Below are 25422 nucleotides of genomic sequence, written 5' to 3' on the forward strand. Positions count from 1 at the left end.
AATATTAATTAAAATTTCGGTGGCTAAAACAAGCTTGTACCACGGTAATACAAATCGTGTTTCAGCTTAAAAATGTCTGTTGTGCCAAAGGGTGATGTTTGGTGTGCCATTCGAATGCGAATTTACAGGTATATATTCCCATCAAAAAAGACAGCTTGATCTTTTAAGGTGTAACAACGTGTTTATTAAGACGAAACAGAAAAAGCATATAAGTGGAACAAAGCTAAGGTTAGCCTTCGAATAATGATCAACGTAATTGCATCTGTGGTTATGAATAAAAATAAAGATGGTTGGGTTTTGAAAGAATATTTTTTAAGATCTCGTCACTAACAAATTGGTCTAAGTTTTCAACTTTACAGCTTCTACCGATAGCAATTATCTCATCTAACTTCTCAAAATCATAAGTTAGTCGCTGACGCAAAGTATCACTTGTACCTAACGCGCTTTTTCCTGAAAAACGCAAAGCAATTTTATGTCCTATTTCTATTTTTTTGAGCGCTTGGTATTTGTATCCAAACAGATACAAGAATTGGCCGTAGGCAAACTTCTCTGCTGAAGATGGTCTGCTATGTTGGTACTTTTGGGTTTGCAGCATTGCAATAATCATTAGTGCTTCTAGTGAGCCTAACGTTTGTTGACGATATAAATTAAGGCGCTGTCTATGGTAAGACTGCTTAAATGAGCCAATCGAATGTTCAAAGCTTCTACTTTTAAGTGCTTTTTTTGTAAAAAGTTGTCGTTTTAAGTCTCGATCTAGTTTTTTAATGGCATCTTTTATTTCCAGCTTTCCATCAATGAAAAGCCATAGATCGTGGCGCAGTATAAGCGCGGAATACCAACAAATTGATTCAATAAAGTGCTTCAAGTTACCAATGTGTTTGATACCTCTGCCCGACAGTAGTTTGTACCAAAAATTTCCATATTTTTTGGTTAGCGGATCTCTGTCGTTATATTCAAGAGATTTGATAAACATTGCCATGTTTTCAAATCTGCATTCAGCTAGGTGATGTTGAATCGTAGTTTGAGAAGCTACAGAACGTATTGCTGGTGAAAGCGTTAAGTACATTTTCGCTAATTTATCTCTTTTACTCTCCCTGACTTTGAAATTCGCTAATTCGTTCATTACATGATTGGCATTTAATTATTGATTATGTATTTCATTCTTTGTTTTAAGTCATAAAGCAGTTTTTACTGTGCTTTCAAAAATTACATTTAAATTCATTGTGATAAATCTCCTTTTTTCATATTGCTGGAAAATTGAATTGTATAAAAAAGCGACAATGTGATTTTTAATAAATGAGTATAGGCTAAAAGTTACCCCTTGTATGAAACGGAGGAATACAAACCTTGTGTGATGAAGAACGGGAATTGTTGGCGACACAAATAGAGCAAGATTTATTGAATTTGTATGGTTCACCAATTCTCAATACAAGCCAGTTACAACGTGCTTTGAATTACCGCAGCATTGCTGCTGTTAAACAGGCCATTCAAAGGCAGACTTTACCTGTACCAATATTTCGATTACCTAATCGAAGGGGTTGGTTTGCATTTGTAAAAGATGTTGGTGTTTTTTTAGCGGCACAAGCGTTTAAGAAAGAGGACTAATTCGATGTAGTTTTATCTGGTTTAACAATAAATTATGGCGTAGAAAGAACAAAAGCCCTGAGAGCGGCAACTCTAAAGGCTTTCTGAATTAACATCGAAATGAACTCTCGATGCTTAATCATTGTTCTGAATGCGGCTTTTGTCAAGTTTTCACCTTAATTGTGTGAGAGCCAGTGCCGCCTGCGCCTCTTTTTCACCTAAAAAGAGGACATCATAATGATGCCAGTAACAACCATTAGAGCAGCAGTGAGAGCCAAATTTGTCATGCCTCACATCACTGTTCGAGAACAAGCAAGAATTGCAGGTGCTTCGCCATCTGCAACTCACAGAATAAACAAACGCTGTGAGCGCTACGGGGTAGACCACCCTTTACTTGAGCAATTCAATGATACAGAAGCGAAAGAAGCTTTGCGTATTGAGTCTAAGCGAATCCACGACAAACGAGAACCTGATTACAATAAAGCATTACAGGAGCTTGGAAAGCCTCGTGGTAAACGTAAATCGCGCACAATACTTTTCTTAGAGTATCAAGCCGAAGATCCATCAACAGCGCTGAGCAAATCACAATACTTCCGAAAACTAAATAAAGTCATGAAGCGCGTAAAAATTGTGATGAAGCAGCACCATGCGGCAGGAGAGACCTTGTATATCGACTACTGCGGGACGCAAGTCTTTTACACGGACAATGGTGAAAAAGTATGGGTTAAAGTATTTGTTGCTGTACTAGGCGCTTCTAAGAAGATTTTTGCTTTTGCGACTGCGGGTGAGAAAACGATTCATTGGATAGATGGGATGACCCGCGCTGTTGAATATTACGGAGGTTGCCCTGAAACTATCTCTATGGACAACGCAAAAGCGTTAGTCAATAAAGCCGGACTTATCGCTAATTTAGTCGATAATGTTGAAGCGTGGGGATTACACTACGGTTGTTTGATGGATACTTGCCGAGTGGGTCGCCCTCAAGATAAATCCTTGGTTGAGTTAGGCGTGAAATTTGTAACTCAACGCATTTTGGTGCCGATGTTGGAGATGTCTTTTTTCAGCTTACACGAAATCAATCGTCATTTAGCACGAGAAGTAGAGCTGCTGAATAACGAAAAGTTTCAAGGATTCGATATTTCCCGAAATGACCTGTTCGCCCTCGGTGAGCGTGAAATTTTAGAGCAAAGATGTTTACCTGCGTTGCCATTTGCAATGGTCGTAGAACGCAAGTTAATTCGTGTTCAATCTAATTACCACTTTAAATACAAGCAACATGAATACTCAGTTCCCTATGCACTTGCAGGCGAGATTGTTGATGTTGTTATCACACAATCCCACCTCTCCATCTCCTATCAAAATGAGTTCGTTTATAAACATGTAATGAGCCAAGAAATCATGGGGGCTACAACCATTCCAGAACATATGCCAGTTGAGCATTTAGCTGATCACAACATGTGTGACAAAGCACTAAATCTTGAATGGGCACGGGACATTAGTGAACCAGTGACTGCAATCGTTGAAAAGTGGTATTCGGAAACTAACAATCCGAAATCCAGACCAATAGCTAAACGCTGCAAAGCATTAATGGATATGGTGCAAAAACGTGGCGAACATGTTGTTACCAAAGCTGTTGAGTATGCTTTAGCGCATAAGATGGATAGACCAACAGATATCAATCTAATTATCAGCGCACAAAAGCTCGAAGGTGGTTTCGATAAGCTACCAGCATATGTGCGTAAGCACGAAAATGTTCGTGGTAAAGATTACTTTGGAGGCGATTATGACGCTTAAAAAACAGATTTCCGAGATATTACTTAAGTTAAAACTTAATGGTATGAATGCAGAGCTAGAGCGCCAATGCAGTAGTGATAAATATGAAGATATGAGTTTTTTTGAGCGGCTTCATGGCTTAGCACTAGAAGAACTTACTTTAACTTCAAATTCTCATATAGCTCGATTGCTAAAGCGCTCCAACATTCGTTGGAAACACGCTTCACTTGCTGAGATTGATTACAAAATTCAAACGTCATTAAAGCCAGCAGTAATAAAGGAGTTAGCCGAGTTAGAATGGTTAAATAACCACCGCCACATNCTGGCTTGGGCAAAACATATTTGGCTAGTGCGTTTTCAAACGAAGTTATTATGCAATCAGTTGAAGCCTTTCAATGCCGCTTCAGCGAACTAATCATTAAGCTTTCTGCCGATAAGTCAGAAAAAGGAGTCACGACATTTTTGAACAAGGTTAAAAAAGTACCTTTATTAGTCATTGATGATTGGGGAATTGCTCCTCTTACAGTCACTGAGCGCCATGCATTGTTTGAGCTAATCGAACAGCGTGATCAAAAAGGCTCTTTGATTATTACTTCTCAGTACCCAGTCGGTGATTGGTATGATGCGTTTGGGGACGAGACAATAGCGGACTCTACTTTAGATCGCATTGTCCACAGCGCTCACAAAATCAATATGAAAGGTGAGTCGTTCAGAAAGTTAATGGGAATTCAAGGAGGCTTAAAATGAACTCGATTCCACTAGATAGTTATCTTAATGTTTTAGGCCAAATCAATCTTGATGACCTCAATATCAAACAGGTATTCGATTATTACCAGCAGCGTTATCAGGCAAGCACTTTGGCACAACAATTTGTTGTTAACAGTTGTCGGATTGACGATGAATTTAAATTTGACTTACGTATCGGTCTTTGTGATCGCACGATGGGCACAAACATCCCTAAGGCTCGAACACCTGAGGGGGCCTCTATTCGCGGTAGCTTGCAACGTTGCGGGTTAATTCGAGCAACAGGGCATGAACTATTCAGAGGTTGCATTGTAATACCCACTGTAGATAACAATGGCAGCATCATATCTGCTGTTGGTTATCGTATAGGCCGCATCCGAAATGGTGACAAAGCAGTTGTCTATTGGCACAAGCCAGAGCCGAAAGCTTATGTGGAAACAGGTATGTCAAATGCAAAAGAGTTGATACATGGACAAACCTACCACTAATCGGATATGGCGATGTGCCAAGTACTACTTTGAGCTTTGTCTCGCAAAGGGGCAAAGCTCAGATACAGTGCGAGGTAAACGAGGCGGTCTTAAGAAGTTTTTTCTTTGGTGTATAGACCGCAATGTTACGCGCATTGACCAAATCGATCTTGACTTGATGGATGACTATGCTGCTTATCTAAACGCATATCGCAAACCGCTAGATAATCAGCCGCTATGCCCTGCTCAAAAACGAAATTTACTTACGTTTGTTAAAACATTCGTAAAGGTCATGCATATCAAAAAGCTGCTGCCAACAAATTCGCTTGAAAATATCGAACTCCCATCAAAAGGAGAACAGATACCCAAAGCACTTTATAGTGTCGAAGAGATAGAAACCATATTAGAGCAGCCACTGCTGTTCGGGATTAAAGGTTTGCGTGATCGCGCTATTCTTGAAACCTTTTTTGCGACAGGCATCAGACGAGGTGAACTAGTTAAGCTGAATATTGATGATATCGACTTTAACAGCAAGTTAGTTCGAGTTCACGGCAAAGGTAAGAAAGAGCGTTTGGTGCCAATCAGTTTGCGAGGATGTGAGTGGCTAGCTTTCTACATAGGTAAGATTAGACCAATGTTTGCGTTCATCGGCTCAGGAAAGGCTTTGTTTCTGGCTAACAATGGTAAACGCTATGTACCGGGTAAGTTGTCTGATATGGCATCTCAGTACGTGAAATTAGCCGGGTTTGATCGTAGTGGCGCGTGCCACTTATACCGCCACAACACCGCAACAACGATGTTAGACAATGGTGCTGACCTTCGCCATATCCAAGAAATGCTAGGCCATGCCAGCATCCTCACCACGCAACTCTATACGCACGTAAGCCGTAAAAAGTTATCTGAAGTTTATGAAGCGACTCATCCTTCTGCTGAAGGTGGTAGTGGGTTGTTTTGATAAGAAAATTAGTATCTTAATTTCGTTTAATTAGTTAAATTTAAAATAAGTGAATTGATGAAAAGTAATCAAGGATGGTGAATTTTGCAAACTATACAATTAGAACACTTTCAAAGAGCCGCTGAAGAGATTGGGAAGCACGGAGATAATGATACTTTGCCATTTAATATTGATAATCGATTCATTGCTGAAAAGCCTGTACAGTTAGCAAAAAATCGCGTTTGAATATTTTGAAAGGTTAAATAAAAGCGGTAAAAAGAATGCCGCTAATCAATTAAATTCACTCCAAATTTTTAATGAAAGGCTATTGACGCCTACGGGGGCATATGGATTCCGAACATCCACAAAAATACACCCTTTTTGGAATATTTATTTAAATGGTTTGGCGATAGCAATTGCAGAAGCTAATGAGCCTAATCGAAATACTAGGGCACATTCATATAGATATTCTAAAGATACAGTTGAGTTTTTCGACAGATCTAAGTCTTGGAGAGCCTATAAAGAAGCGACTCTAAACGAACCACTATTAGATTCGCCTAACACTGTTGTAATTCAAACTGACATTTCTAGTTTTTACGAACATATATATCACCACAGGGTTGAAAATTGTGTCGATGATCTCTTCGGAGAAAATGATACTGTCGGTACTCAAATTGATCGAATTTTGAATCAACTAAGTTCTGGTCGCTCCTTCGGTCTTCCTGTTGGTGGGCAATGTGCAAGGGTTCTTGCGGAGCTTTTGATGACATCAATAGATTCATTGCTTAGCCAAAATGGGATCATTTGGCATCGGTATGTTGACGACTTTACTTTGGTTGCGGATAGTCAAGCTAAAGCCTATGAGGCTCTCTCGATTCTTTCCAATGTTTTAGCTGACTATGGACTGTCATTAAATAGAAGTAAAACAACATTGCTTAGTGCTAAGCACTATAAAGATTTTGTAACTGCACAGTTATTTGCAAGTGATGATCAAGCAAGTAAGTTGAAAGAGATCGATTTGTATTTTGATCCTTATACAGATGATCCTCATCAGGATTATGAAGACTTACAACAAACTGTAAAAGAGATTGATCTTCAAACGTTGTTAGCGGCTGAAACCAGTAAAAGCCAACCAGATGCGTATTTAGTGTCACAAATCAGTAGAACTTTAAAACTGCAAACACCGATGACAGCGCTTCAATTATGCAGAACTCTGCTGTCCGTGCAAAATTTAAATGCGTTTAGGGCATCGTGGCCTACTATCATGAGAGGTGTTATTTCACTTAGAAGTGATTCCAATTTCTCTTCCATACACGCTACTTTAGATGTTTGCTTAGATGAAGTTATTTCACATTCAAAACACCTTCTTTTACCTGAGTCTAACTGTTTGCATTTTCTAAGGGCAATAAGGTTTAAAAAGACGGAAACTAGAAGCGTTTTCGTGGCTAGTGATGTTTTTAATAAAACTAAATTTGAGACGGTCAAAAGAGCTTGTATTGATTGTTGGAGACATTGGAATGATCGGCCTTCATTCATTTCAGTGAGAAATGCATGGTCCACCCAAGGAGCAGAGGTTCAAAGAATGCTGTGGCTAGCATCGTATAAATTTGGTGATGACGGACTTCATTTTAGGAACCAAGTTAATAACGGTACAGACAATTATTGGGCGCTTGGTGTTGAGAGTAAAGCGGGAACTTCCTTTGGCAAATTATTCAAACAATGGGCCGAAAAATGCGATTCTTAAGACTCCCCATGCGAGACCCTAGAACTGTCGCCAGAGATATTCCGGGGGTTTGCGACATATTATTTCCCCGGTTGTTGCCGGGGCTGGTTGCGTTATTAAATCGAAAGTCACAATCGTTTGGTGGAGTGAATCCAATAAGTTCTCAAGATATGCTTTGCATAAATACAAACGCGGCAATGTTATTTGAAGTTGCTTTTGCGAAAGCTGAACAGACACTTTCCAAATCCCCAGAAAATATTGAAAATTGCATTCAACTTGCCATAGAAAGACAATCGAAATATTTTGACGCAAGTACACCGTCTCAGCTAACAGATATAGAATTATCCATTATTAGTAAGACATCAAACAACTTGGTTAAAAGCTTAAATATATTATCTGATGGCTGCAATATTGTAACTTCTCCAAAAATATTTGGTTTTGAATGGATATCCAATGGAGTTGGGGATTTTTCGGTAGGTAGTACATTAATTGAAGTAAAATGTACGTCAAAGGGATTCTCATCTAATGACTACAGGCAGTTGTTAATTTATTGGTTATTAAGTTATGCGTCATCAATTGAGAAAAACACAATGGAATGGAAGCGAGGTGTTCTATTAAATCCAAGGTTAAATCATTTTGTTGAGTTTGACTTTGATGAATTAATTTACTTGGTTACAGGTGGAGTATCTAAAGTAGAGGTATTCGAGCTATTTAGGTCTGTCGTTTCCGAATATTCTGCAAAGTTATCTATAGACTCGTTTGGAGGTTAGTAACTTACGAGTTTATTAAATCAGACTGGATCGTAGTTCGTACTAATTTATATGCAGGCACGATACTATGATCCAGTCATAGGTCGTTTCTATTCGAATGATCCTCAGGGTTTTACTAATGTTCATAACTTTAACCGCTATGCTTACGCCAACAATAATCCATACAAATATGTTGACCCTGACGGCAGAAATGCAGTTACGAAGTTTATTAAATCAACATATAAACATAATGGTAATGTTATTGAAGCAGCATTTGATGTCGCAGGAGACGTAGTAACAGTGTTTGCACCAAGCTCTACCCCAATGGACCGAATCGAAGCCGCTATATCATTAGTTTCCCCAGTAGATATGAGTGACATTAAAGCAGCTAAGAAAGGATTAGAGGCTTTAGGTCGTAAGTTTGGAGGAAGGAAAGGTGGCATAGATACTAGAGCGCAGAACCAAGCTATTGGTGATAATATTACTGCCAATGGAGGGAATGTAACTGCTGGTTTTGGTGGCAAGGAAACACGCTATCCCGGTGGCTCTGGGAACAAAGGTAGTCGTTATTCAGATGGCAGTGCTACTGATGCAAATGGAAATGGCTTCCAAGTGCAAACAGTCGATACAAATGCTGCTGGGGGACTAACAACACGCGAAGCGTCAGCGGCTAGAGATATTGGTGAGCGCTCTCAACAACCTGTAGTTTGTGTAGCTAAAACATCATGTTGATAAATTTTTAGAGGTGATTAAATTGAGTGGTTCCACAATTGATATCTATTTGGATAGAGATGATTTTTCGATATTGCGTGAAATATTCAGCAATATCGAGCCTCACCTATTTACTGAGATAACTAGTGATATTAATCAAAAGAACAAACAGTCTCTGGAACCAGATATTCTGGCAAGTGGTTTAGTATCTGAGTCTAAACCTAATCAAACTGTTAGGTATTTAATTTCGAAGCCAGATAATGAGTTAAAAAGTAGAATTATCCAATTAAAGGATGGTAGTGGAACGAAAACTATTATTGACCAAAATTATAATCCTGATTCTGTAGAAATTTTGATGGGAGGCATAGCAGCTCAATCTACTATTGTTGCAACCACCTTGCGAACAACTGGGGAAACAAAGACTTCAAAAGAAATGTTTAAATCCTTCAAAAAGTTAATTGCAAAAGGTTCTAAAAAAGTTGGTAACAATTTTATTTTCCCCGGAGCGCAAGAGAAGCTAAAAAGTGGATGGAGATTATCTCCAACTTTAGAATCTCATGAATCTTTAGATTTGAAGCTAAGTTAATATTTGAATCCAAAGCCTCGCACTCGCGGGGCTTTGTTTTTCTGGCCTTGGTGACTTGGTTTCGTTTTCAAGGCTGGCTATCGGCTCAATGAAAAAATCCGTTTGGTGCCAAATTCAATTGGGTGATCTGCTCAGGACTGAAGCCGTGCCTAAGGAGTTCGAAGTCTTTCATTTGTACTTGTGCAACATCACCACTGCCGATCACATGATAGAAACTGCCACTCGCTGTAATGATTAATCTTTTGTCAGGAAAAATCTTTTCAATCTTTGATGTACTGATATAGCTCCCCGGAGAAAATCGGTAAGTCTCATCGTCTTCGCAAGTGCCCCAGAGGATTTTGCCGATCAATTCCTCATCATCAAAAACAGAAACGATGTACCAATTTTTAACCGTAGTATTCATGATTTAAGCCCTGTGACAATTTACGATGATCATAGAAAAAATTCAGTTAAAAACATACTGAAAGCATGGATCTAATCCGCAGTTTTTTTACCTGAAATTAGCATTGGCGATAGACACATGTTTAGTTAATAGTCGGCAAAGTACGGATATTGCAACCTGTTAATTTCACAATAATTAATTATGGTTTTTGGTTGATTTATAGGCGTGTTTCATTCTGATGCAATTCTAGTGTCACCTGAATAGCTTTTTGTGTGCCAATTGGGGAACTGAAGCGTGTCATTCTGACTTCATTTTACAGGTATATATTACCCTAAAAAGACACACCTAATTTCATCTTGGTGATACGATGACGTTAGTCGCCCTGAAACAAAAATTGCATCAGAATGAAACAAGGATATTAATTATTAAATTAATAACGGCTCAAATCGGTAGTTTTGGTTATTTACCGTAGGCATGAAAATAAGGATGAGTTTTCTGTTTATTTAAGTAAGTCATGATCTTTTGACTGAGCTTTTCTTCTTGTTCTTTATTATTAAGTGATTCGGTCGATTTGATTAATGATTTAACAAACGTTTGGTCGGAAAATAACTGGTCAACATCTAGCGCTTTATTTGTATTGCTCGTTTTGAACAACGAATTGGATTCAAGCAAAAAGAAAATATAAACGTAAAGCTCAAGTATCAAGTTAATGTCATATTTAAATACCATCAAATAGAGAAACTGAGCGTAAAAATATTTCTCTACTTTTCGACTGGTTTTTCTCCCCCCACGATATTGATGAGCAACACACATCACCATCAAAGCAAGTAGTGAATCAATTGACTTGGTGGCATAAAGATTATTGAGTTGCGCGGGGTTTATTTGCTTTAGGTTGTCGATGAACCTTTCTGTCGATAAGCCGTTAGGAAAATGATGGGTTTTAAAAATCCGTTTTTTCATTTCATCTGGCAATTGAAATGCGCAATTTTGCACTCTGGCTTTTCGGTTTAATAAATTCCAAAAAGGATGTACTCGCCCAAATAGCTCATAAAAGCCTACCGCATCATTTACTTGGAAAATCTTTGATGGCTTTTCAATTGACTGTCCCTTTGCCAATTTGTACCAGTAGCCCGTTTCAAATTCTAAATGGGTTATATCATTGTCTATTTTTGTCGGTTCAGAATAATGATGTCGTTCAATTGTATGCAGGTGTCTGATGAATTCTGCAATAGAATGGTAGCCCTTTTGAGATAAATAACTCTTAAACTTAACCTGCGTGTATACCCGCTTTAAAGGCGCACTTAACTTTTTATACTGCTTAATAGACAGGCGGTTTAAACTTTTTTTGTATTTATTTTTGGTGTAAGTATATGGGTTTTCGCCAGAATTCATAAGCTTCATCAAACTTTATCAAATCAATTATTTATTACCTATCAACTAGTTACCGCATATTAAACCTAGAACGATTGCTTGTACTCGCCCAACGTAGATCTGGCTTGAATCCCATTCTACGCTAAAAGTTCCGCTAATTTCCAAAAGGAGAGTGACTTAATTTGAGTGAGACCGAAAAACAGGAACTGGCAAAAGCCCTTGAAGCCGATTTATTGAAACTTCATGGGTCTTCGATTCTAACGCTGAAGCAGTTACATCGGGCATTAAATTATCGCTCGGTGGATGCGGTAAAGCAGGCGATATTGCGAGGTGTCTTCCCTGTACACACATTTGAAATGCCACATCGTCGCGGCAAATTCGCCTTAATAAAAGACGTTGCACAATTTTTGGCAGAGCAAGCATTTAACGAGGAGAAAAAAGATGACTAGTTAGTAAAGATATTAAGCAGTATTAGTAGTAAATAATTTTTTCTGGCGCAGAAACGACAGAAGCCCAATAATGAGCGGCAACTCTAGGGCTTCTGAAAAACATCTTTTGCATAGATGATGTTGTTAGTGTCGTTGTAAGTGGGCCACATGTCAAGAAAGTTTGGTTATTTTCTTGTTGGCCCCTCTGTGCCTTTATTTTAGATAAATAAGGGTAATAACAGATGTTAAAACCAACTCAAATCCGGGCAGCGATCCGCGCAAAATTCGTGCTGCCTGACATTACTATTCGTAAACAAGCAGATTTTGCCAATGCATCACCTTCTTCTATGGTGAGAGTTAACAAGCGCTGTGAAAAGTACGATGTTGATCACCTACTGGCTGAACAGCTCAATGATGAGGCGCTTATTAAGCTGATGTTTCCTGATATCTTGAAGAACGCAAAAAAACGTGTGCCGAAAATTCAATATATTGTGGAAGAGCGTACTAAGGAAAAAGGAAAGCGTAAGTCGATAACAGTTCTGTATCTTGAATATTATGCAGAAGATCCGATGTCAGCAATGAGCTATTCACACTTTTGCCGCACCATCAAGAAGGTCTTGAAGCGCTGCAAGCTTTCAATGAAGCAGCTCCATGCAGCAGGTGAAGTCGTTTATATCGACTATGCTGGCACCAAAGTATGCTACAACGTAGACGGTGAAAAGGTTTGGGCTAAAGTCTTTGTTGCAGTGCTAGGCTCTAGCCAGAAGATCTTTGCCTTTGCCACTCCCGGTGAAACCACGGCTGATTGGATTGAAGCGATGCGTCGAATGTTCATTTATTTCGGTGGTGCAACTGAAGTGGTTGTGATGGACAATGCCAAAGCACTGGTTTCTCAGCCGGGTCTCATCCCCACTTTTGTTGAGAATGTGAGTGCGTTTGGTGATCACTATAACTGCCTGATGGATTCTTGTCGTGTAGGCCGTCCAAAGGATAAGGCACTCGCTGAACTTGGCGTTAAATTTGTTACTCAACGCATTCTCATTCCGATGAATCAGGATTGGGATTTCTTTAGCCTTAAAGAAGTCAATCAACACCTTAGCAAAGAAGTAGAAGTGTTGAATAATCTGAATTTTCAAGGCTTAGATTTCTCACGCAATGATCTCTTTTACAAAAATGAAAAAGGTGTCTTGAACCCTCTACCTCATACCGATTTTGACATGATCGTAGAGAAACTGATCCAGCAAGTTTCACCTGAGTATACAGTCAAATACCGCAATCATGAATACTCTGTTCCTTGGATGATTCATGGTGAATCGGTAGAGGTTTACGCCACACTAACGCACCTTCGCATTGTACATATGCATCAGCTCGTTGCTGAGCATGAACTTGTTGATGATCCCAAGGGATCAACAATCCTCGAAGAGCACATGCACCCAGACCATCTTGCCGATCTTGAAAGTAATGATATGGGCAAGAACCTAGCGTGGGCTGTTGAATCTGGTTCACATGTGAGCCAGTTGGTTGAGCTTTGGTATTCCAAGGTAAATAACCCACGCTCTCGCGCTATAGGCAAACGTTGTCGAGCGCTGATGAAACTCAGCGATAAAAAAGGCAGCAATGTGCTCAACGATGCGTGCGAATATGCGCTTCAACATGACATGTTAAGTGTTTCGGATGTGGAGCTGGTTGTACGTGCTCAAGTTGAGCAGGAGGGTATCAAAAATCTGCCTGCATATATCGCAGCCCATGAAAATGTGCGTGGTAGCGCGTACTACGGAGGTTCTCATGAAGCTTAGAGATAAAGTGATTGATAAATGCGAGAAGCTCAAATTAACTGGTGTTATGGCTGCGTTGGAAGTCCAGTTTTCCTCCAGCGCTTTCGATAACAAGAGCTTTTTAGCTCGACTTGACCATCTTCTCACAGAGGAGGAGTCATCAACGCTAAATAAACGCATAAAAACGCTTCAGCGACAGGCAAAATTGCGTTGGCCTAATGCGGTTATTGGCCTGATTGATTATAAACTCCATCCCGGTTTAGAACCTGCCAAAGTCGAGAACTTGGCGGAGTTACATTGGCTTCGAAACAATCAACATGTTGTTTTTACTGGCCCTACTGGTTCAGGAAAAACCCATTTAGCTTGCGCACTTGCTAACAAAGTCATCATGGCTGGTATGAGTGTTCTCTTTTTCCGTTATAACGAGCTGCTGTTGCTCTTAACGGCAGCGGATAAAGAAGAGCGATTTACGCAGTATTGTAAAAAGCTCAACCGTGGTTCAGTCATTGTAATTGATGACTGGGGCGTTGCTCCGTTAAATGCTGCTCAAAGACATTTGTTGTTTGAGTTTATTGAATCTCGTGATCAAAAAGGTTCACTGATCATTACTTCTCAGTATCCAATGTCGAGTTGGTATGAAGCCTTTGGGGACCCCACTATTGCTGACTCTGTACTTGATCGCATTGTTCACAATGCTCATCACATCGACCGCAAACAAGGTGGTTCAATTCGCAGAAAGCTTGGAGTCAATGGAGGTCGCAAATGAGCAAGATACAACAACCATCTTATATGCAGGTATTGGGGCAGTTGAATTTAGAGGACATCTATATTCAGCAAATGTTTGATTATTATCGTGAGTGCTTTGAAGCCAACGAGCAGTATCAACAATTTGTTCTGGAGTCCTCCCGTATACCAGACGAATTACGAGATCATAGCTACGCTGGTATTTGCGACAGAACCTTAGGTACTGAAATTCCTAAAGCTCGTTCCTTATCAGGTGGTGCCATGCGTGGCACTATGCAAACGGTTGGCTTAATACGCTCCTCTGGCAGTGAATTGTTTAGAGGCTGTGCAGTGTTCCCGAAATTGGATGAGCGTGGACAAATCATTTCTGCTGTTGGTTATCGTTTCGGTAAGCGAATTCGTCACTGGCAACAGGAAGTTGTTTACTGGGAAAAACCTAAGCTCGATGGCTATGTTCATGAAGGGTTGGCATTTGTTAAGGAGGTGATTTATGGAAAAGCCTGTCACTAAGCGGATCAGCGATAACATCCCTTATTATCTAAAGCTTTGTGAGGCAAAGGGTGATTCGCCAGATACCATTGTGAATAAAGCTGCCGGATTGGATAAATTCAATGCGTGGTGTGCGACCAAGGGAGTATATGACATCGACCAAATTGATTTAGATTTGATGGATGACTACATGCTTTACCTCAACCAGTATCGCAAACCCTTGGATGGCAAACCAATGACGGTTGCTAGCAAACGTGGCTACCTGACTTATGTAAAAACATTTGTTGAAAAACTCTATGTTAAGGAGTTACTCAGTTCAAACACACTGGAAAATATTGAACTGCCCAAGTTAGGTCGCCCTCTGCCTAAAGCCATTTTTACACAAACTGAGATCTCGAAAATTCTTGATCAATCATTAGTGTTTGGCTTCACTGGTATGCGTGACAGAGCCATCATGGAAACCTTTTTTGCGACAGGTATTCGTCGCACAGAGCTTGCTAATTTAGACATTGATGATGTTGATTTAAATGAGCAGCAAGTGCGTGTGCGTAAAGGCAAAGGTGACCGTGAACGTATTGTGCCAATCAGCACACGCGGCTGTGAATGGATAGCGTTTTATTTGAGTAAAATCAGACCACGTATTTCATTCATCAGCTCAGGTAGCGCATTATTTTTGGCGAATAATGGCAAACGATTTAAACCCAATAAGTTGTCAGATATGGTGTCTCGCTATGTTATGTTGGCGGGTATCAAACGTGCTGGCTCTTGTTATCTGTTCCGCCATGCCACTGCTACGACAATGCTTGATAATGGTGCTGATTTGCGTCATGTACAAGAAATGTTGGGTCACGCTGATATTTCCACTACACAAATCTATACCCATGTTTCACGCACTAAGCTTGCTGAGGTCTATGGCAAGTCCCATCCTTCAGCGTTAAGCAACTTGAGCATTTTCTAGCTCACTAAAAAAGAGGTAATGCGTTTGCATTACCTCTTCATTCATACTAAAATCAAAACCAATGAAACAAGTAAAAGATAGAGGTTGTTATGGCACAAGTTGCTTTAGAAACTGAATCAACATTAACAGACCGTTTTCAAACTACGGTGCCTAGTCCTGTTCGTCAGGCGTTGCACTTAGGCAAGAAAGACAAAATTAAATACGCGATACAGTCTGATGGCAGCGTTGTTATCTCACGTGCAGAAGCGCAAAAAAGCGACCCTGTACTTGGCGAGTTTTTATCATTCATAGCGCGTGATATGAAGGCTCACCCTGAAAGACTAGAGCCGTTATCAGCAAGTATGCGAGAAAGCGTTGATGCGTTGGTTGAAGGTGTTGAAATTGATTTAGATGCTCCGTTATTGGATGAGGACGAGTAAGTTTGCAAAAAACGATACCAATGGTCGTAAATGGTTGGACACTTTACACTCATCCATTGTTTAAAGAGCAGTATCTTGGTCTGAAATCACAAGTTGAGGCTTTACGTGAAAAAGATCCAAAGGGCTATCTTAAAAAGAACGCCACGAAACGATTAGCTGCTATTCAAAGGTTAATTTTCGAATTAATACCACATGACCCTACCAGTGCTGAATTTCGCCAAGGCAGCACATTAGGTGATGATAACAAGCATTGGTTTCGAGCAAAGTTCTTTCAGCAGTACCGTTTGTTTTTTCGATATCACCTAGAGTCAAAAGTTATCGTTTATGCTTGGGTAAATGATGAAAAGAATAAACGTGCATACGGAAGCAAAACAGATGCTTACAAAGTGTTCGAAAAGATGTTAAAGTCTGGTCATCCTCCTGAGGGATGGGATGATCTTTTAAAAGCAGCCAAGGACGAATTGCTCTCTCCATAAGCAAACCGCTTGTTTTTCCACAAGAAAGTAGTCTGGATCGTATTTCCGATTATTTTATATGCAGGCACGATACTATGATCCAGTCATAGGTCGTTTCTACTCGAATGATCCGGTTGGGTTTACTGGGGATGTTACAACTTTTAATCGCTATTCATATGTAGGAAATAACCCCTACAAATATACAGATCCAGACGGACGAGTTAGAAGGTTAGCATTTAGGTTCTTGAAAGAACCTGTTCGCACAGCGAAAACAAGCTATAGAAGCTTCAAGAAATTTTTACAACGACATGGTGTAATTGCTCCAACACCTCAGCCAGTTCGAAATGATAGTGATGTTCCTGAATCGGATGTTCCAAGCAGTGAGGGAGCTTTACCAAAACCTCCAACTGGCCCCGGTTCCGTACCGAAAGAAGAGAGAGACAAAAAAAGGTTCTTTACACCAGATGAACGTGCTAAAAAAAGAGAAGAGCAAGGAAATAAATGTGCTAATGGGTGTGGTACTGATATAGACGCTTCAAACTCTGCTGGACATCACATAGATCGTCACGCTGATGGCGGACCTACGACACCTGAAAACCATGCAGAAGTTTGTACCGATTGTCATAAAGATTTACATAGTAAGAAGAAAGACTAATGAAAGTAGAAGTGTTAAAGGATAAAGATAATCAACAACAAGTTCCGACCTCATGGAGAGGACTATTTGTAAATATTGTTGATGCTATTAAAAGCAAAGATAGAGATGCACTAAATGCATTGCAAGGAATTCGACCCGTTTCACAAAGTCTCATGCAAGAGATTCAAGACAATGTGGATGATTATGGATGCGAGTTAGCCCCATTAGATGACAAAACATGGGAGCACTCAGCTTGTCAGTGGATGATAGAGTACTGGGACGTTTTAGTTGATCTTAATACAGTTGAAGAAGGATTAAGTGACTTATCACTATTTGTTAGAGTCTATGAAAATGGTAATGCTTTTGAATTTGAACTTATTTCTGTCCATGTACAGTAATTATAAGTTTCAGTAACTTTCCATTACTTTTGAATCCAAAGCCTCGCAATTGCGGGGCTTTTTGTTGTTTTCAAAGAAGAATGTTATTTTAAGCGAATGCTTTAAGGAAATTATAACGACATGGAAAATATTGAAATAACAGTATGCAGTGATTTGGATTATGACAACCTGATTGCGGAAATTAAAATTGATAATGTATTTGTCGGCATTGTAACCAATGAACCCAACGAGCCACTAAAATTTGAAATGCCTCATGGTCAGATATCTTCGGTAAACGTAGAGTTAGATACATATATTAAAGCTATTGATGCTGCGAAGTCTGAGTTACTAAAGTAGATGATTATATATACCGAAAAAGACTATTGGGATGATGTTGATTATATTAAATGGGATAGTAACTACCTCAGAGGATTCAATGCGTCTATAGACGATATTCGAGCATTATGTGTTTTAGGATTGCCCGATTGGGTTGCTCCTAATATCAGCTTTGATAACTATAGTGTTGAATCTGATATTTTGAAGATCGGAGAAGACAGGGATGATAGAGATATTTTCATTGATCTCAACACGCTTCAAGTTTTTGTTGGCTCAGATAGGCAGCTTGTAAATACCTCTCCATATTTGCTTAGAAAGGCACTACAGTTTTATGCAATTATGGTGGAAAAGGCTATTGCTGTTGACGAAGATTCATTCGTTGAAAATAGAGTGATGATTAGTTTTATTCAAGAGTTTAAAGAAGAGTTAACAGCGCTTGACCCTAATTGTTTAGAAGCGGGAACGTTTTGGTTTGATGAACTAAAGCGTTTAGCCAAAGCGAAAATAAATAAGCCATTTTAATAATAAGGATTAAATTAAATGATAAGGAATTTAAGTCTAAGCAAAAATGTACAGTTTTATAAGTTAAATAAACCACTTACCAAGAAGTCTGTTGATGATACCTTTAAAGAAATATCAAAAGATCGAGTTGGAAATTATTTAGTAAATGAACAACGTAATTCCTATCAAACTCAAGCTGGGAATCAAGTTAATTATTCTCTAGTTTCTTATAGAATTGATTCGGAACCCTCATTTTTAGTGGGTACAACAACTTTAGAAAAAAAGTATGCTTATTTGTTGTTAATTGAATGTAATGATGCATTGGCTATTTTAAAGAAGTATGTGGACTCACCAGAATCACACTTTTCGAATTTCATTGAAGAGTTTGATTACGATAAATTTTGTCACTTTCACGGAGATAAAGCTCCTGAGTATGAGCGAGTGACAATGAAAAGCATGAGTATTTCAAATGCTGTTATTCGGTCTCGATCATTAGAAGCGAAAAGTTTAAATGGAATTCTTTCTTCAAATTCATCTAGCAGGTCTATTCCAAGTAACTTTAGAATGAAAATTGGTGATGAGTCATACACTTTAACTCCAAGTACATCTAGAGTTAGTCATCGAGATAAAAAGTCTGGTTTTGACGGTCTGGTCGATTGGGTTGTTTTAACAAAAGAAGAACTCGAAGCTACAACAAATCAAAGTGAATTTTTAAGTAACTTCGCTGCTCCTGTTTGCTTGCAAGACATATTCGATGCTGGATTTAAAGTTGTTGCAGTTCTTATCGACCTTGGAGAAATAGAAAATAAAGTAAACAATGGTGGTGCAACTCTTTATAAGGATAATGATTCGCAGCTTGAAGCTTATGAAATTAACCAACTATTTAACCAACTGAAATCCCCGATTCTAATTGAGAATGACACTTTGAAAGTCAAAGGTGTTCTTTTATCTGGTAAAGTTTCCTATACTAAAAAGCTGATAACAATTAGAAATAAACTGCTAGACAGTATCTTAGTCTCAGAAGACAGTTTAGAACCATATTCATTGGGATCTTACATCAACAAGAATAAACCATTTTCTGCTGTGTTCGATTCCCCAAACTATTCGTATTATTCAAAATCTTGTTTTGAAGATAAGCAGTTGTTAAATAATATTCCCTCGATATTGAATATATTCGATGATAACTTTAATTTTAATAATGTTGTTTCAGAGAAAGAAAAGCCTCATGGAAATCAGTTAACTAGATTTCCAACAACCTCATTATTTAGGCAGGTTGAAGATCAATATTGTGCCAATCATGATATTGTTATTTGTGATGATATGAATGATGAATGGGCAGACCATATTGCTATAGATATCAGTGATAACATTCCATCAATTTCTTTTATACACTCTAAATTCACAAAAAAAGATTCATATGGCGCTAGTGCTTTTCATGATGTTATAGCACAAGCACTTAAAAATATTGGTCGAACCCAAGCGATAAAAGAACAGTTCCAAAGGAAGTATGACAGCGAGTGGAATAAAAATTACGAGAATACTAATATTCCGCGAGTTACGGGAGCATCTAATTGGCAAGATTTAGAATCTGCGCTAGATACAGTATACCAAAACCCCAATTCCATAAAAAAAATTGTTTTAGCAACTCCATTTTTAAGTAAAACAAAGTTATCAAGCGAATTGACTAAGCTTCAACATAATAGGAGGTCTAAACCACATTACGTACAGTTGATTTGGTTGATAAATACATTTATCAGTTCGTGCAAAGAGCTTGGCATTCAAGCCCATATATTGTGTAAACCTTAACGTTACTTTTCTCAAGTATACTTAAAACTATACTGGCCTAATGAAAAAATCCGTTTGGTGTCAAATTCAGTTGGGTGATCTGCTCAGGACTGAAGCCGTGCCGGAGGAGTTCGAAGTCTTTCATTTGTACTTGTGCAACATCACCACTACCGATCACATGATAGAAACTGCCACTCGCTGTAATGATTAATCTTTTGTTTGGAAAAATCTTTTCAATCTTTGATGTACTAATATAGCTCCCCGGAGAAAATCTGTAAGTCTCATCTTCTTCGCAAGTGCCCCAGAGGATTTTGCCGATCAATTCCTTATCATCAAAAACAGAAACGATGTACCAATCTTTAACCGTTGTATTCATGACCTAACCCTCATAAGAATTTACGATTATCATAGAAAAGTTTCAGTTAAAAACATATTGAAAGCATGGATCTAATATCATTTTTTTCACCTAAAATTGGCGTTGGCGATAGACTGTTGCTATGGTCATGATCAAACATCTGCACTTTTTGTTAGTCATTAATTTTACAAATATTAATTAAAATTTCGGTGGCTAAAACAAGCTTGTACCACGGTAATACAAATCGTGTTTCAGCTTAAAAATGTCTGTTGTGCCAAAGGGTGATGTTTGGTGTGCCATTCGAATGCGAATTTACAGGTATATATTCCCATCAAAAAAGACAGCTTGATCTTTTAAGGTGTAACAACGTGTTTATTAAGACGAAACAGAAAAAGCATATAAGTGGAACAAAGCTAAGGTTAGCCTTCGAATAATGATCAACGTAATTGCATCTGTGGTTATGAATAAAAATAAAGATGGTTGGGTTTTGAAAGAATATTTTTTAAGATCTCGTCACTAACAAATTGGTCTAAGTTTTCAACTTTACAGCTTCTACCGATAGCAATTATCTCATCTAACTTCTCAAAATCATAAGTTAGTCGCTGACGCAAAGTATCACTTGTACCTAACGCGCTTTTTCCTGAAAAACGCAAAGCAATTTTATGTCCTATTTCTATTTTTTTGAGCGCTTGGTATTTGTATCCAAACAGATACAAGAATTGGCCGTAGGCAAACTTCTCTGCTGAAGATGGTCTGCTATGTTGGTACTTTTGGGTTTGCAGCATTGCAATAATCATTAGTGCTTCTAGTGAGCCTAACGTTTGTTGACGATATAAATTAAGGCGCTGTCTATGGTAAGACTGCTTAAATGAGCCAATCGAATGTTCAAAGCTTCTACTTTTAAGTGCTTTTTTTGTAAAAAGTTGTCGTTTTAAGTCTCGATCTAGTTTTTTAATGGCATCTTTTATTTCCAGCTTTCCATCAATGAAAAGCCATAGATCGTGGCGCAGTATAAGCGCGGAATACCAACAAATTGATTCAATAAAGTGCTTCAAGTTACCAATGTGTTTGATACCTCTGCCCGACAGTAGTTTGTACCAAAAATTTCCATATTTTTTGGTTAGCGGATCTCTGTCGTTATATTCAAGAGATTTGATAAACATTGCCATGTTTTCAAATCTGCATTCAGCTAGGTGATGTTGAATCGTAGTTTGAGAAGCTACAGAACGTATTGCTGGTGAAAGCGTTAAGTACATTTTCGCTAATTTATCTCTTTTACTCTCCCTGACTTTGAAATTCGCTAATTCGTTCATTACATGATTGGCATTTAATTATTGATTATGTATTTCATTCTTTGTTTTAAGTCATAAAGCAGTTTTTACTGTGCTTTCAAAAATTACATTTAAATTCATTGTGATAAATCTCCTTTTTTCATATTGCTGGAAAATTGAATTGTATAAAAAAGCGACAATGTGATTTTTAATAAATGAGTATAGGCTAAAAGTTACCCCTTGTATGAAACGGAGGAATACAAACCTTGTGTGATGAAGAACGGGAATTGTTGGCGACACAAATAGAGCAAGATTTATTGAATTTGTATGGTTCACCAATTCTCAATACAAGCCAGTTACAACGTGCTTTGAATTACCGCAGCATTGCTGCTGTTAAACAGGCCATTCAAAGGCAGACTTTACCTGTACCAATATTTCGATTACCTAATCGAAGGGGTTGGTTTGCATTTGTAAAAGATGTTGGTGTTTTTTTAGCGGCACAAGCGTTTAAGAAAGAGGACTAATTCGATGTAGTTTTATCTGGTTTAACAATAAATTATGGCGTAGAAAGAACAAAAGCCCTGAGAGCGGCAACTCTAAAGGCTTTCTGAATTAACATCGAAATGAACTCTCGATGCTTAATCATTGTTCTGAATGCGGCTTTTGTCAAGTTTTCACCTTAATTGTGTGAGAGCCAGTGCCGCCTGCGCCTCTTTTTCACCTAAAAAGAGGACATCATAATGATGCCAGTAACAACCATTAGAGCAGCAGTGAGAGCCAAATTTGTCATGCCTCACATCACTGTTCGAGAACAAGCAAGAATTGCAGGTGCTTCGCCATCTGCAACTCACAGAATAAACAAACGCTGTGAGCGCTACGGGGTAGACCACCCTTTACTTGAGCAATTCAATGATACAGAAGCGAAAGAAGCTTTGCGTATTGAGTCTAAGCGAATCCACGACAAACGAGAACCTGATTACAATAAAGCATTACAGGAGCTTGGAAAGCCTCGTGGTAAACGTAAATCGCGCACAATACTTTTCTTAGAGTATCAAGCCGAAGATCCATCAACAGCGCTGAGCAAATCACAATACTTCCGAAAACTAAATAAAGTCATGAAGCGCGTAAAAATTGTGATGAAGCAGCACCATGCGGCAGGAGAGACCTTGTATATCGACTACTGCGGGACGCAAGTCTTTTACACGGACAATGGTGAAAAAGTATGGGTTAAAGTATTTGTTGCTGTACTAGGCGCTTCTAAGAAGATTTTTGCTTTTGCGACTGCGGGTGAGAAAACGATTCATTGGATAGATGGGATGACCCGCGCTGTTGAATATTACGGAGGTTGCCCTGAAACTATCTCTATGGACAACGCAAAAGCGTTAGTCAATAAAGCCGGACTTATCGCTAATTTAGTCGATAATGTTGAAGCGTGGGGATTACACTACGGTTGTTTGATGGATACTTGCCGAGTGGGTCGCCCTCAAGATAAATCCTTGGTTGAGTTAGGCGTGAAATTTGTAACTCAACGCATTTTGGTGCCGATGTTGGAGATGTCTTTTTTCAGCTTACACGAAATCAATCGTCATTTAGCACGAGAAGTAGAGCTGCTGAATAACGAAAAGTTTCAAGGATTCGATATTTCCCGAAATGACCTGTTCGCCCTCGGTGAGCGTGAAATTTTAGAGCAAAGATGTTTACCTGCGTTGCCATTTGCAATGGTCGTAGAACGCAAGTTAATTCGTGTTCAATCTAATTACCACTTTAAATACAAGCAACATGAATACTCAGTTCCCTATGCACTTGCAGGCGAGATTGTTGATGTTGTTATCACACAATCCCACCTCTCCATCTCCTATCAAAATGAGTTCGTTTATAAACATGTAATGAGCCAAGAAATCATGGGGGCTACAACCATTCCAGAACATATGCCAGTTGAGCATTTAGCTGATCACAACATGTGTGACAAAGCACTAAATCTTGAATGGGCACGGGACATTAGTGAACCAGTGACTGCAATCGTTGAAAAGTGGTATTCGGAAACTAACAATCCGAAATCCAGACCAATAGCTAAACGCTGCAAAGCATTAATGGATATGGTGCAAAAACGTGGCGAACATGTTGTTACCAAAGCTGTTGAGTATGCTTTAGCGCATAAGATGGATAGACCAACAGATATCAATCTAATTATCAGCGCACAAAAGCTCGAAGGTGGTTTCGATAAGCTACCAGCATATGTGCGTAAGCACGAAAATGTTCGTGGTAAAGATTACTTTGGAGGCGATTATGACGCTTAAAAAACAGATTTCCGAGATATTACTTAAGTTAAAACTTAATGGTATGAATGCAGAGCTAGAGCGCCAATGCAGTAGTGATAAATATGAAGATATGAGTTTTTTTGAGCGGCTTCATGGCTTAGCACTAGAAGAACTTACTTTAACTTCAAATTCTCATATAGCTCGATTGCTAAAGCGCTCCAACATTCGTTGGAAACACGCTTCACTTGCTGAGATTGATTACAAAATTCAAACGTCATTAAAGCCAGCAGTAATAAAGGAGTTAGCCGAGTTAGAATGGTTAAATAACCACCGCCACATNCTGGCTTGGGCAAAACATATTTGGCTAGTGCGTTTTCAAACGAAGTTATTATGCAATCAGTTGAAGCCTTTCAATGCCGCTTCAGCGAACTAATCATTAAGCTTTCTGCCGATAAGTCAGAAAAAGGAGTCACGACATTTTTGAACAAGGTTAAAAAAGTACCTTTATTAGTCATTGATGATTGGGGAATTGCTCCTCTTACAGTCACTGAGCGCCATGCATTGTTTGAGCTAATCGAACAGCGTGATCAAAAAGGCTCTTTGATTATTACTTCTCAGTACCCAGTCGGTGATTGGTATGATGCGTTTGGGGACGAGACAATAGCGGACTCTACTTTAGATCGCATTGTCCACAGCGCTCACAAAATCAATATGAAAGGTGAGTCGTTCAGAAAGTTAATGGGAATTCAAGGAGGCTTAAAATGAACTCGATTCCACTAGATAGTTATCTTAATGTTTTAGGCCAAATCAATCTTGATGACCTCAATATCAAACAGGTATTCGATTATTACCAGCAGCGTTATCAGGCAAGCACTTTGGCACAACAATTTGTTGTTAACAGTTGTCGGATTGACGATGAATTTAAATTTGACTTACGTATCGGTCTTTGTGATCGCACGATGGGCACAAACATCCCTAAGGCTCGAACACCTGAGGGGGCCTCTATTCGCGGTAGCTTGCAACGTTGCGGGTTAATTCGAGCAACAGGGCATGAACTATTCAGAGGTTGCATTGTAATACCCACTGTAGATAACAATGGCAGCATCATATCTGCTGTTGGTTATCGTATAGGCCGCATCCGAAATGGTGACAAAGCAGTTGTCTATTGGCACAAGCCAGAGCCGAAAGCTTATGTGGAAACAGGTATGTCAAATGCAAAAGAGTTGATACATGGACAAACCTACCACTAATCGGATATGGCGATGTGCCAAGTACTACTTTGAGCTTTGTCTCGCAAAGGGGCAAAGCTCAGATACAGTGCGAGGTAAACGAGGCGGTCTTAAGAAGTTTTTTCTTTGGTGTATAGACCGCAATGTTACGCGCATTGACCAAATCGATCTTGACTTGATGGATGACTATGCTGCTTATCTAAACGCATATCGCAAACCGCTAGATAATCAGCCGCTATGCCCTGCTCAAAAACGAAATTTACTTACGTTTGTTAAAACATTCGTAAAGGTCATGCATATCAAAAAGCTGCTGCCAACAAATTCGCTTGAAAATATCGAACTCCCATCAAAAGGAGAACAGATACCCAAAGCACTTTATAGTGT

General features: G+C 39.0%; 33 protein-coding genes and 2 pseudogenes. 30 read left to right on the top strand and 5 right to left on the bottom strand.

From position 1 onward, the window contains the following. Positions 1 to 268: 268 nt before the first annotated feature. On the bottom strand, positions 269 to 1123 hold the full coding sequence (locus L655_RS0118160) for a hypothetical protein (RefSeq protein ID WP_024605852.1): 855 nt from the start codon (positions 1121 to 1123) through the stop codon (positions 269 to 271). Between the two features lie 224 nt (positions 1124 to 1347). Between L655_RS0118160 and L655_RS0118165 the strand changes: the two genes are divergently transcribed. From L655_RS0118165 to L655_RS0118205, 11 genes are all read left to right on the top strand, one after another. Next, the gene (locus tag L655_RS0118165; RefSeq protein ID WP_024605853.1) at positions 1348 to 1605 is read left to right on the top strand and encodes a hypothetical protein; all 258 of its coding nucleotides are present in this window, start codon (positions 1348 to 1350) and stop codon (positions 1603 to 1605) included. Between the two features lie 264 nt (positions 1606 to 1869). Next, on the top strand, positions 1870 to 3378 hold the full coding sequence (gene istA, locus L655_RS0118170; protein WP_158000947.1) for an IS21 family transposase: 1509 nt from the start codon (positions 1870 to 1872) through the stop codon (positions 3376 to 3378). Further along, the gene (locus L655_RS1000000128400; RefSeq protein WP_024605855.1) at positions 3368 to 3772 is read left to right on the top strand and encodes an ATP-binding protein; all 405 of its coding nucleotides are present in this window, start codon (positions 3368 to 3370) and stop codon (positions 3770 to 3772) included. Before istA (L655_RS0118170) ends, L655_RS1000000128400 begins: the two co-directional genes overlap by 11 nt. Beyond that, entirely contained in the window at positions 3730 to 4104 is a 375-nt protein-coding gene (locus tag L655_RS1000000128405) for an ATP-binding protein (RefSeq protein ID WP_275041164.1), read from the top strand. The genes L655_RS1000000128400 and L655_RS1000000128405 overlap by 43 nt, the downstream gene beginning before the upstream one ends. Next, complete coding sequence (locus L655_RS0118180) at positions 4101 to 4589, top strand: hypothetical protein (RefSeq protein ID WP_024605857.1); 489 nt, start codon at positions 4101 to 4103, stop codon at positions 4587 to 4589. Before L655_RS1000000128405 ends, L655_RS0118180 begins: the two co-directional genes overlap by 4 nt. After that, entirely contained in the window at positions 4570 to 5523 is a 954-nt protein-coding gene (locus tag L655_RS0118185; RefSeq protein ID WP_024605858.1) for a tyrosine-type recombinase/integrase, read from the top strand. The genes L655_RS0118180 and L655_RS0118185 overlap by 20 nt, the downstream gene beginning before the upstream one ends. 84 nt (positions 5524 to 5607) lie before the next feature. Beyond that, positions 5608 to 5748 carry a hypothetical protein gene (locus L655_RS1000000127625; protein ID WP_198925120.1) on the top strand — a complete coding sequence of 47 codons (141 nt, stop codon included), beginning with the start codon at positions 5608 to 5610 and terminating at the stop codon, positions 5746 to 5748. 82 nt (positions 5749 to 5830) lie between these two features. Then, positions 5831 to 7246 carry an RNA-directed DNA polymerase gene (locus L655_RS01000000125880; RefSeq protein ID WP_198925119.1) on the top strand — a complete coding sequence of 472 codons (1416 nt, stop codon included), beginning with the start codon at positions 5831 to 5833 and terminating at the stop codon, positions 7244 to 7246. 8 nt (positions 7247 to 7254) lie between these two features. After that, complete coding sequence (locus L655_RS0118195) at positions 7255 to 7995, top strand: hypothetical protein (RefSeq protein WP_198925118.1); 741 nt, start codon at positions 7255 to 7257, stop codon at positions 7993 to 7995. Between the two features lie 51 nt (positions 7996 to 8046). Then, a complete protein-coding gene (locus tag L655_RS1000000128180; protein WP_024605860.1) occupies positions 8047 to 8706 on the top strand; it encodes an RHS repeat-associated core domain-containing protein in 660 nt (219 codons plus the stop codon). Positions 8707 to 8728: 22 nt separating this feature from the next. Then, a complete protein-coding gene (locus L655_RS0118205; RefSeq protein WP_024605861.1) occupies positions 8729 to 9271 on the top strand; it encodes a hypothetical protein in 543 nt (180 codons plus the stop codon). Positions 9272 to 9356: 85 nt separating this feature from the next. On the opposite strand, the gene L655_RS0118210 is transcribed toward L655_RS0118205, so the two are convergent. Both L655_RS0118210 and L655_RS0118215 read right to left on the bottom strand, forming a co-directional pair. Beyond that, the gene (locus L655_RS0118210) at positions 9357 to 9674 is read right to left on the bottom strand and encodes a hypothetical protein (RefSeq protein ID WP_024605862.1); all 318 of its coding nucleotides are present in this window, start codon (positions 9672 to 9674) and stop codon (positions 9357 to 9359) included. Between the two features lie 438 nt (positions 9675 to 10112). Then, positions 10113 to 11045 carry a hypothetical protein gene (locus tag L655_RS0118215; RefSeq protein ID WP_125825562.1) on the bottom strand — a complete coding sequence of 311 codons (933 nt, stop codon included), beginning with the start codon at positions 11043 to 11045 and terminating at the stop codon, positions 10113 to 10115. Between the two features lie 161 nt (positions 11046 to 11206). Between L655_RS0118215 and L655_RS0118220 the strand changes: the two genes are divergently transcribed. The 13 genes and pseudogenes from L655_RS0118220 (at position 11207) to L655_RS0118275 (ending at position 19946) form a co-directional block, all read left to right on the top strand. After that, positions 11207 to 11473, top strand: coding sequence for a hypothetical protein (locus L655_RS0118220; protein ID WP_024605864.1), 267 nt, complete (start codon positions 11207 to 11209; stop codon positions 11471 to 11473). 221 nt (positions 11474 to 11694) lie between these two features. Next, positions 11695 to 13248 (top strand): IS21 family transposase, encoded by a 1554-nt coding sequence (gene istA / locus L655_RS0118225; RefSeq protein WP_024605865.1) that lies wholly within the window; start codon positions 11695 to 11697, stop codon positions 13246 to 13248. Next, complete coding sequence (istB, locus tag L655_RS0118230; protein ID WP_024605866.1) at positions 13238 to 13993, top strand: IS21-like element helper ATPase IstB; 756 nt, start codon at positions 13238 to 13240, stop codon at positions 13991 to 13993. The genes istA (L655_RS0118225) and istB overlap by 11 nt, the downstream gene beginning before the upstream one ends. After that, positions 13990 to 14481, top strand: a complete 492-nt coding sequence (locus L655_RS0118235; RefSeq protein WP_024605867.1) for a hypothetical protein — start codon at positions 13990 to 13992, stop codon at positions 14479 to 14481. Before istB ends, L655_RS0118235 begins: the two co-directional genes overlap by 4 nt. Then, positions 14462 to 15418: a tyrosine-type recombinase/integrase gene (locus L655_RS0118240; RefSeq protein WP_024605868.1), complete on the top strand. Its 957-nt coding sequence runs from the start codon at positions 14462 to 14464 to the stop codon at positions 15416 to 15418. The genes L655_RS0118235 and L655_RS0118240 overlap by 20 nt, the downstream gene beginning before the upstream one ends. Before the next feature lie 89 nt (positions 15419 to 15507). Further along, positions 15508 to 15837, top strand: a complete 330-nt coding sequence (locus L655_RS0118245) for a type II toxin-antitoxin system PrlF family antitoxin (protein ID WP_024605869.1) — start codon at positions 15508 to 15510, stop codon at positions 15835 to 15837. Between the two features lie 20 nt (positions 15838 to 15857). After that, complete coding sequence (locus L655_RS0118250; protein ID WP_029752134.1) at positions 15858 to 16313, top strand: type II toxin-antitoxin system YhaV family toxin; 456 nt, start codon at positions 15858 to 15860, stop codon at positions 16311 to 16313. Positions 16314 to 16371: 58 nt separating this feature from the next. Beyond that, positions 16372 to 16497: pseudogene (locus L655_RS1000000128410) on the top strand (RHS repeat-associated core domain-containing protein); the annotation flags it as partial. A gap of 39 nt (positions 16498 to 16536) precedes the next feature. Beyond that, positions 16537 to 16947, top strand: a complete 411-nt coding sequence (locus L655_RS1000000127455; RefSeq protein ID WP_241764517.1) for an HNH endonuclease signature motif containing protein — start codon at positions 16537 to 16539, stop codon at positions 16945 to 16947. Then, the gene (locus tag L655_RS0118260) at positions 16947 to 17324 is read left to right on the top strand and encodes a hypothetical protein (RefSeq protein ID WP_024605872.1); all 378 of its coding nucleotides are present in this window, start codon (positions 16947 to 16949) and stop codon (positions 17322 to 17324) included. Before L655_RS1000000127455 ends, L655_RS0118260 begins: the two co-directional genes overlap by 1 nt. 120 nt (positions 17325 to 17444) lie before the next feature. Continuing rightward, the gene (locus L655_RS0118265) at positions 17445 to 17660 is read left to right on the top strand and encodes a hypothetical protein (protein ID WP_024605873.1); all 216 of its coding nucleotides are present in this window, start codon (positions 17445 to 17447) and stop codon (positions 17658 to 17660) included. Further along, a complete protein-coding gene (locus L655_RS1000000127050; protein WP_024605874.1) occupies positions 17661 to 18161 on the top strand; it encodes a hypothetical protein in 501 nt (166 codons plus the stop codon). It begins immediately after the preceding gene. A gap of 18 nt (positions 18162 to 18179) precedes the next feature. After that, positions 18180 to 19946 (top strand): hypothetical protein, encoded by a 1767-nt coding sequence (locus L655_RS0118275; RefSeq protein WP_024605875.1) that lies wholly within the window; start codon positions 18180 to 18182, stop codon positions 19944 to 19946. 37 nt (positions 19947 to 19983) lie between these two features. On the opposite strand, the gene L655_RS0118280 is transcribed toward L655_RS0118275, so the two are convergent. Both L655_RS0118280 and L655_RS0118285 read right to left on the bottom strand, forming a co-directional pair. Further along, positions 19984 to 20301 (bottom strand): hypothetical protein, encoded by a 318-nt coding sequence (locus L655_RS0118280; RefSeq protein ID WP_024605876.1) that lies wholly within the window; start codon positions 20299 to 20301, stop codon positions 19984 to 19986. A gap of 437 nt (positions 20302 to 20738) precedes the next feature. Beyond that, positions 20739 to 21593 carry a hypothetical protein gene (locus L655_RS0118285; protein ID WP_024605852.1) on the bottom strand — a complete coding sequence of 285 codons (855 nt, stop codon included), beginning with the start codon at positions 21591 to 21593 and terminating at the stop codon, positions 20739 to 20741. Positions 21594 to 21817: 224 nt separating this feature from the next. Here L655_RS0118285 and L655_RS0118290 point away from each other — a divergent pair, with 224 nt between their 5' ends. The 6 genes and pseudogenes from L655_RS0118290 to L655_RS0118310 all read left to right on the top strand — a co-directional run. Next, positions 21818 to 22075, top strand: coding sequence for a hypothetical protein (locus L655_RS0118290; RefSeq protein ID WP_024605853.1), 258 nt, complete (start codon positions 21818 to 21820; stop codon positions 22073 to 22075). A gap of 264 nt (positions 22076 to 22339) precedes the next feature. Continuing rightward, positions 22340 to 23848 carry an IS21 family transposase gene (istA, locus tag L655_RS0118295; RefSeq protein WP_158000947.1) on the top strand — a complete coding sequence of 503 codons (1509 nt, stop codon included), beginning with the start codon at positions 22340 to 22342 and terminating at the stop codon, positions 23846 to 23848. Then, positions 23838 to 24242 (top strand): ATP-binding protein, encoded by a 405-nt coding sequence (locus tag L655_RS1000000128415; RefSeq protein ID WP_024605855.1) that lies wholly within the window; start codon positions 23838 to 23840, stop codon positions 24240 to 24242. Before istA (L655_RS0118295) ends, L655_RS1000000128415 begins: the two co-directional genes overlap by 11 nt. Further along, a complete protein-coding gene (locus L655_RS1000000128420) occupies positions 24200 to 24574 on the top strand; it encodes an ATP-binding protein (protein ID WP_275041164.1) in 375 nt (124 codons plus the stop codon). Before L655_RS1000000128415 ends, L655_RS1000000128420 begins: the two co-directional genes overlap by 43 nt. Next, positions 24571 to 25059: a hypothetical protein gene (locus L655_RS0118305; RefSeq protein WP_024605857.1), complete on the top strand. Its 489-nt coding sequence runs from the start codon at positions 24571 to 24573 to the stop codon at positions 25057 to 25059. Before L655_RS1000000128420 ends, L655_RS0118305 begins: the two co-directional genes overlap by 4 nt. Beyond that, positions 25040 to 25422: pseudogene (locus tag L655_RS0118310) on the top strand (integrase); the annotation flags it as partial. The gene L655_RS0118305 and the pseudogene L655_RS0118310, both read left to right, overlap by 20 nt.

Source organism: Pseudoalteromonas sp. TAE79 (genome assembly GCF_000498015.1).
Lineage (GTDB): Bacteria > Pseudomonadota > Gammaproteobacteria > Enterobacterales > Alteromonadaceae > Pseudoalteromonas.

What these genes read in the sequence shown, in the direction of transcription:
- L655_RS0118280 (WP_024605876.1), bottom strand. Translation starts at nt 20,301, where the DNA reads ATGAATACAACGGTTAAAGATTGGTACATCGTTTCTGTTTTTGATGAT.
- L655_RS1000000127050 (WP_024605874.1), top strand. Translation starts at nt 17,661, where the DNA reads ATGATTATATATACCGAAAAAGACTATTGGGATGATGTTGATTATATT.
- istA (WP_158000947.1), top strand. Translation starts at nt 22,340, where the DNA reads ATGCCTCACATCACTGTTCGAGAACAAGCAAGAATTGCAGGTGCTTCG.
- L655_RS0118305 (WP_024605857.1), top strand. Translation starts at nt 24,571, where the DNA reads ATGAACTCGATTCCACTAGATAGTTATCTTAATGTTTTAGGCCAAATC.
- L655_RS0118195 (WP_198925118.1), top strand. Translation starts at nt 7,255, where the DNA reads ATGCGAGACCCTAGAACTGTCGCCAGAGATATTCCGGGGGTTTGCGAC.
- L655_RS0118275 (WP_024605875.1), top strand. Translation starts at nt 18,180, where the DNA reads ATGATAAGGAATTTAAGTCTAAGCAAAAATGTACAGTTTTATAAGTTA.
- L655_RS0118235 (WP_024605867.1), top strand. Translation starts at nt 13,990, where the DNA reads ATGAGCAAGATACAACAACCATCTTATATGCAGGTATTGGGGCAGTTG.
- L655_RS0118285 (WP_024605852.1), bottom strand. Translation starts at nt 21,593, where the DNA reads ATGAACGAATTAGCGAATTTCAAAGTCAGGGAGAGTAAAAGAGATAAA.
- L655_RS1000000128420 (WP_275041164.1), top strand. Translation starts at nt 24,200, where the DNA reads ATGCAATCAGTTGAAGCCTTTCAATGCCGCTTCAGCGAACTAATCATT.
- L655_RS0118215 (WP_125825562.1), bottom strand. Translation starts at nt 11,045, where the DNA reads ATGAATTCTGGCGAAAACCCATATACTTACACCAAAAATAAATACAAA.
- L655_RS1000000128405 (WP_275041164.1), top strand. Translation starts at nt 3,730, where the DNA reads ATGCAATCAGTTGAAGCCTTTCAATGCCGCTTCAGCGAACTAATCATT.
- istA (WP_024605865.1), top strand. Translation starts at nt 11,695, where the DNA reads ATGTTAAAACCAACTCAAATCCGGGCAGCGATCCGCGCAAAATTCGTG.
- L655_RS0118250 (WP_029752134.1), top strand. Translation starts at nt 15,858, where the DNA reads ATGGTCGTAAATGGTTGGACACTTTACACTCATCCATTGTTTAAAGAG.
- L655_RS0118240 (WP_024605868.1), top strand. Translation starts at nt 14,462, where the DNA reads ATGGAAAAGCCTGTCACTAAGCGGATCAGCGATAACATCCCTTATTAT.
- istA (WP_158000947.1), top strand. Translation starts at nt 1,870, where the DNA reads ATGCCTCACATCACTGTTCGAGAACAAGCAAGAATTGCAGGTGCTTCG.
- L655_RS1000000128180 (WP_024605860.1), top strand. Translation starts at nt 8,047, where the DNA reads ATGCAGGCACGATACTATGATCCAGTCATAGGTCGTTTCTATTCGAAT.
- L655_RS0118160 (WP_024605852.1), bottom strand. Translation starts at nt 1,123, where the DNA reads ATGAACGAATTAGCGAATTTCAAAGTCAGGGAGAGTAAAAGAGATAAA.
- L655_RS0118185 (WP_024605858.1), top strand. Translation starts at nt 4,570, where the DNA reads ATGGACAAACCTACCACTAATCGGATATGGCGATGTGCCAAGTACTAC.
- L655_RS0118180 (WP_024605857.1), top strand. Translation starts at nt 4,101, where the DNA reads ATGAACTCGATTCCACTAGATAGTTATCTTAATGTTTTAGGCCAAATC.
- L655_RS0118245 (WP_024605869.1), top strand. Translation starts at nt 15,508, where the DNA reads ATGGCACAAGTTGCTTTAGAAACTGAATCAACATTAACAGACCGTTTT.
- L655_RS0118260 (WP_024605872.1), top strand. Translation starts at nt 16,947, where the DNA reads ATGAAAGTAGAAGTGTTAAAGGATAAAGATAATCAACAACAAGTTCCG.
- L655_RS0118265 (WP_024605873.1), top strand. Translation starts at nt 17,445, where the DNA reads ATGGAAAATATTGAAATAACAGTATGCAGTGATTTGGATTATGACAAC.
- istB (WP_024605866.1), top strand. Translation starts at nt 13,238, where the DNA reads ATGAAGCTTAGAGATAAAGTGATTGATAAATGCGAGAAGCTCAAATTA.
- L655_RS0118210 (WP_024605862.1), bottom strand. Translation starts at nt 9,674, where the DNA reads ATGAATACTACGGTTAAAAATTGGTACATCGTTTCTGTTTTTGATGAT.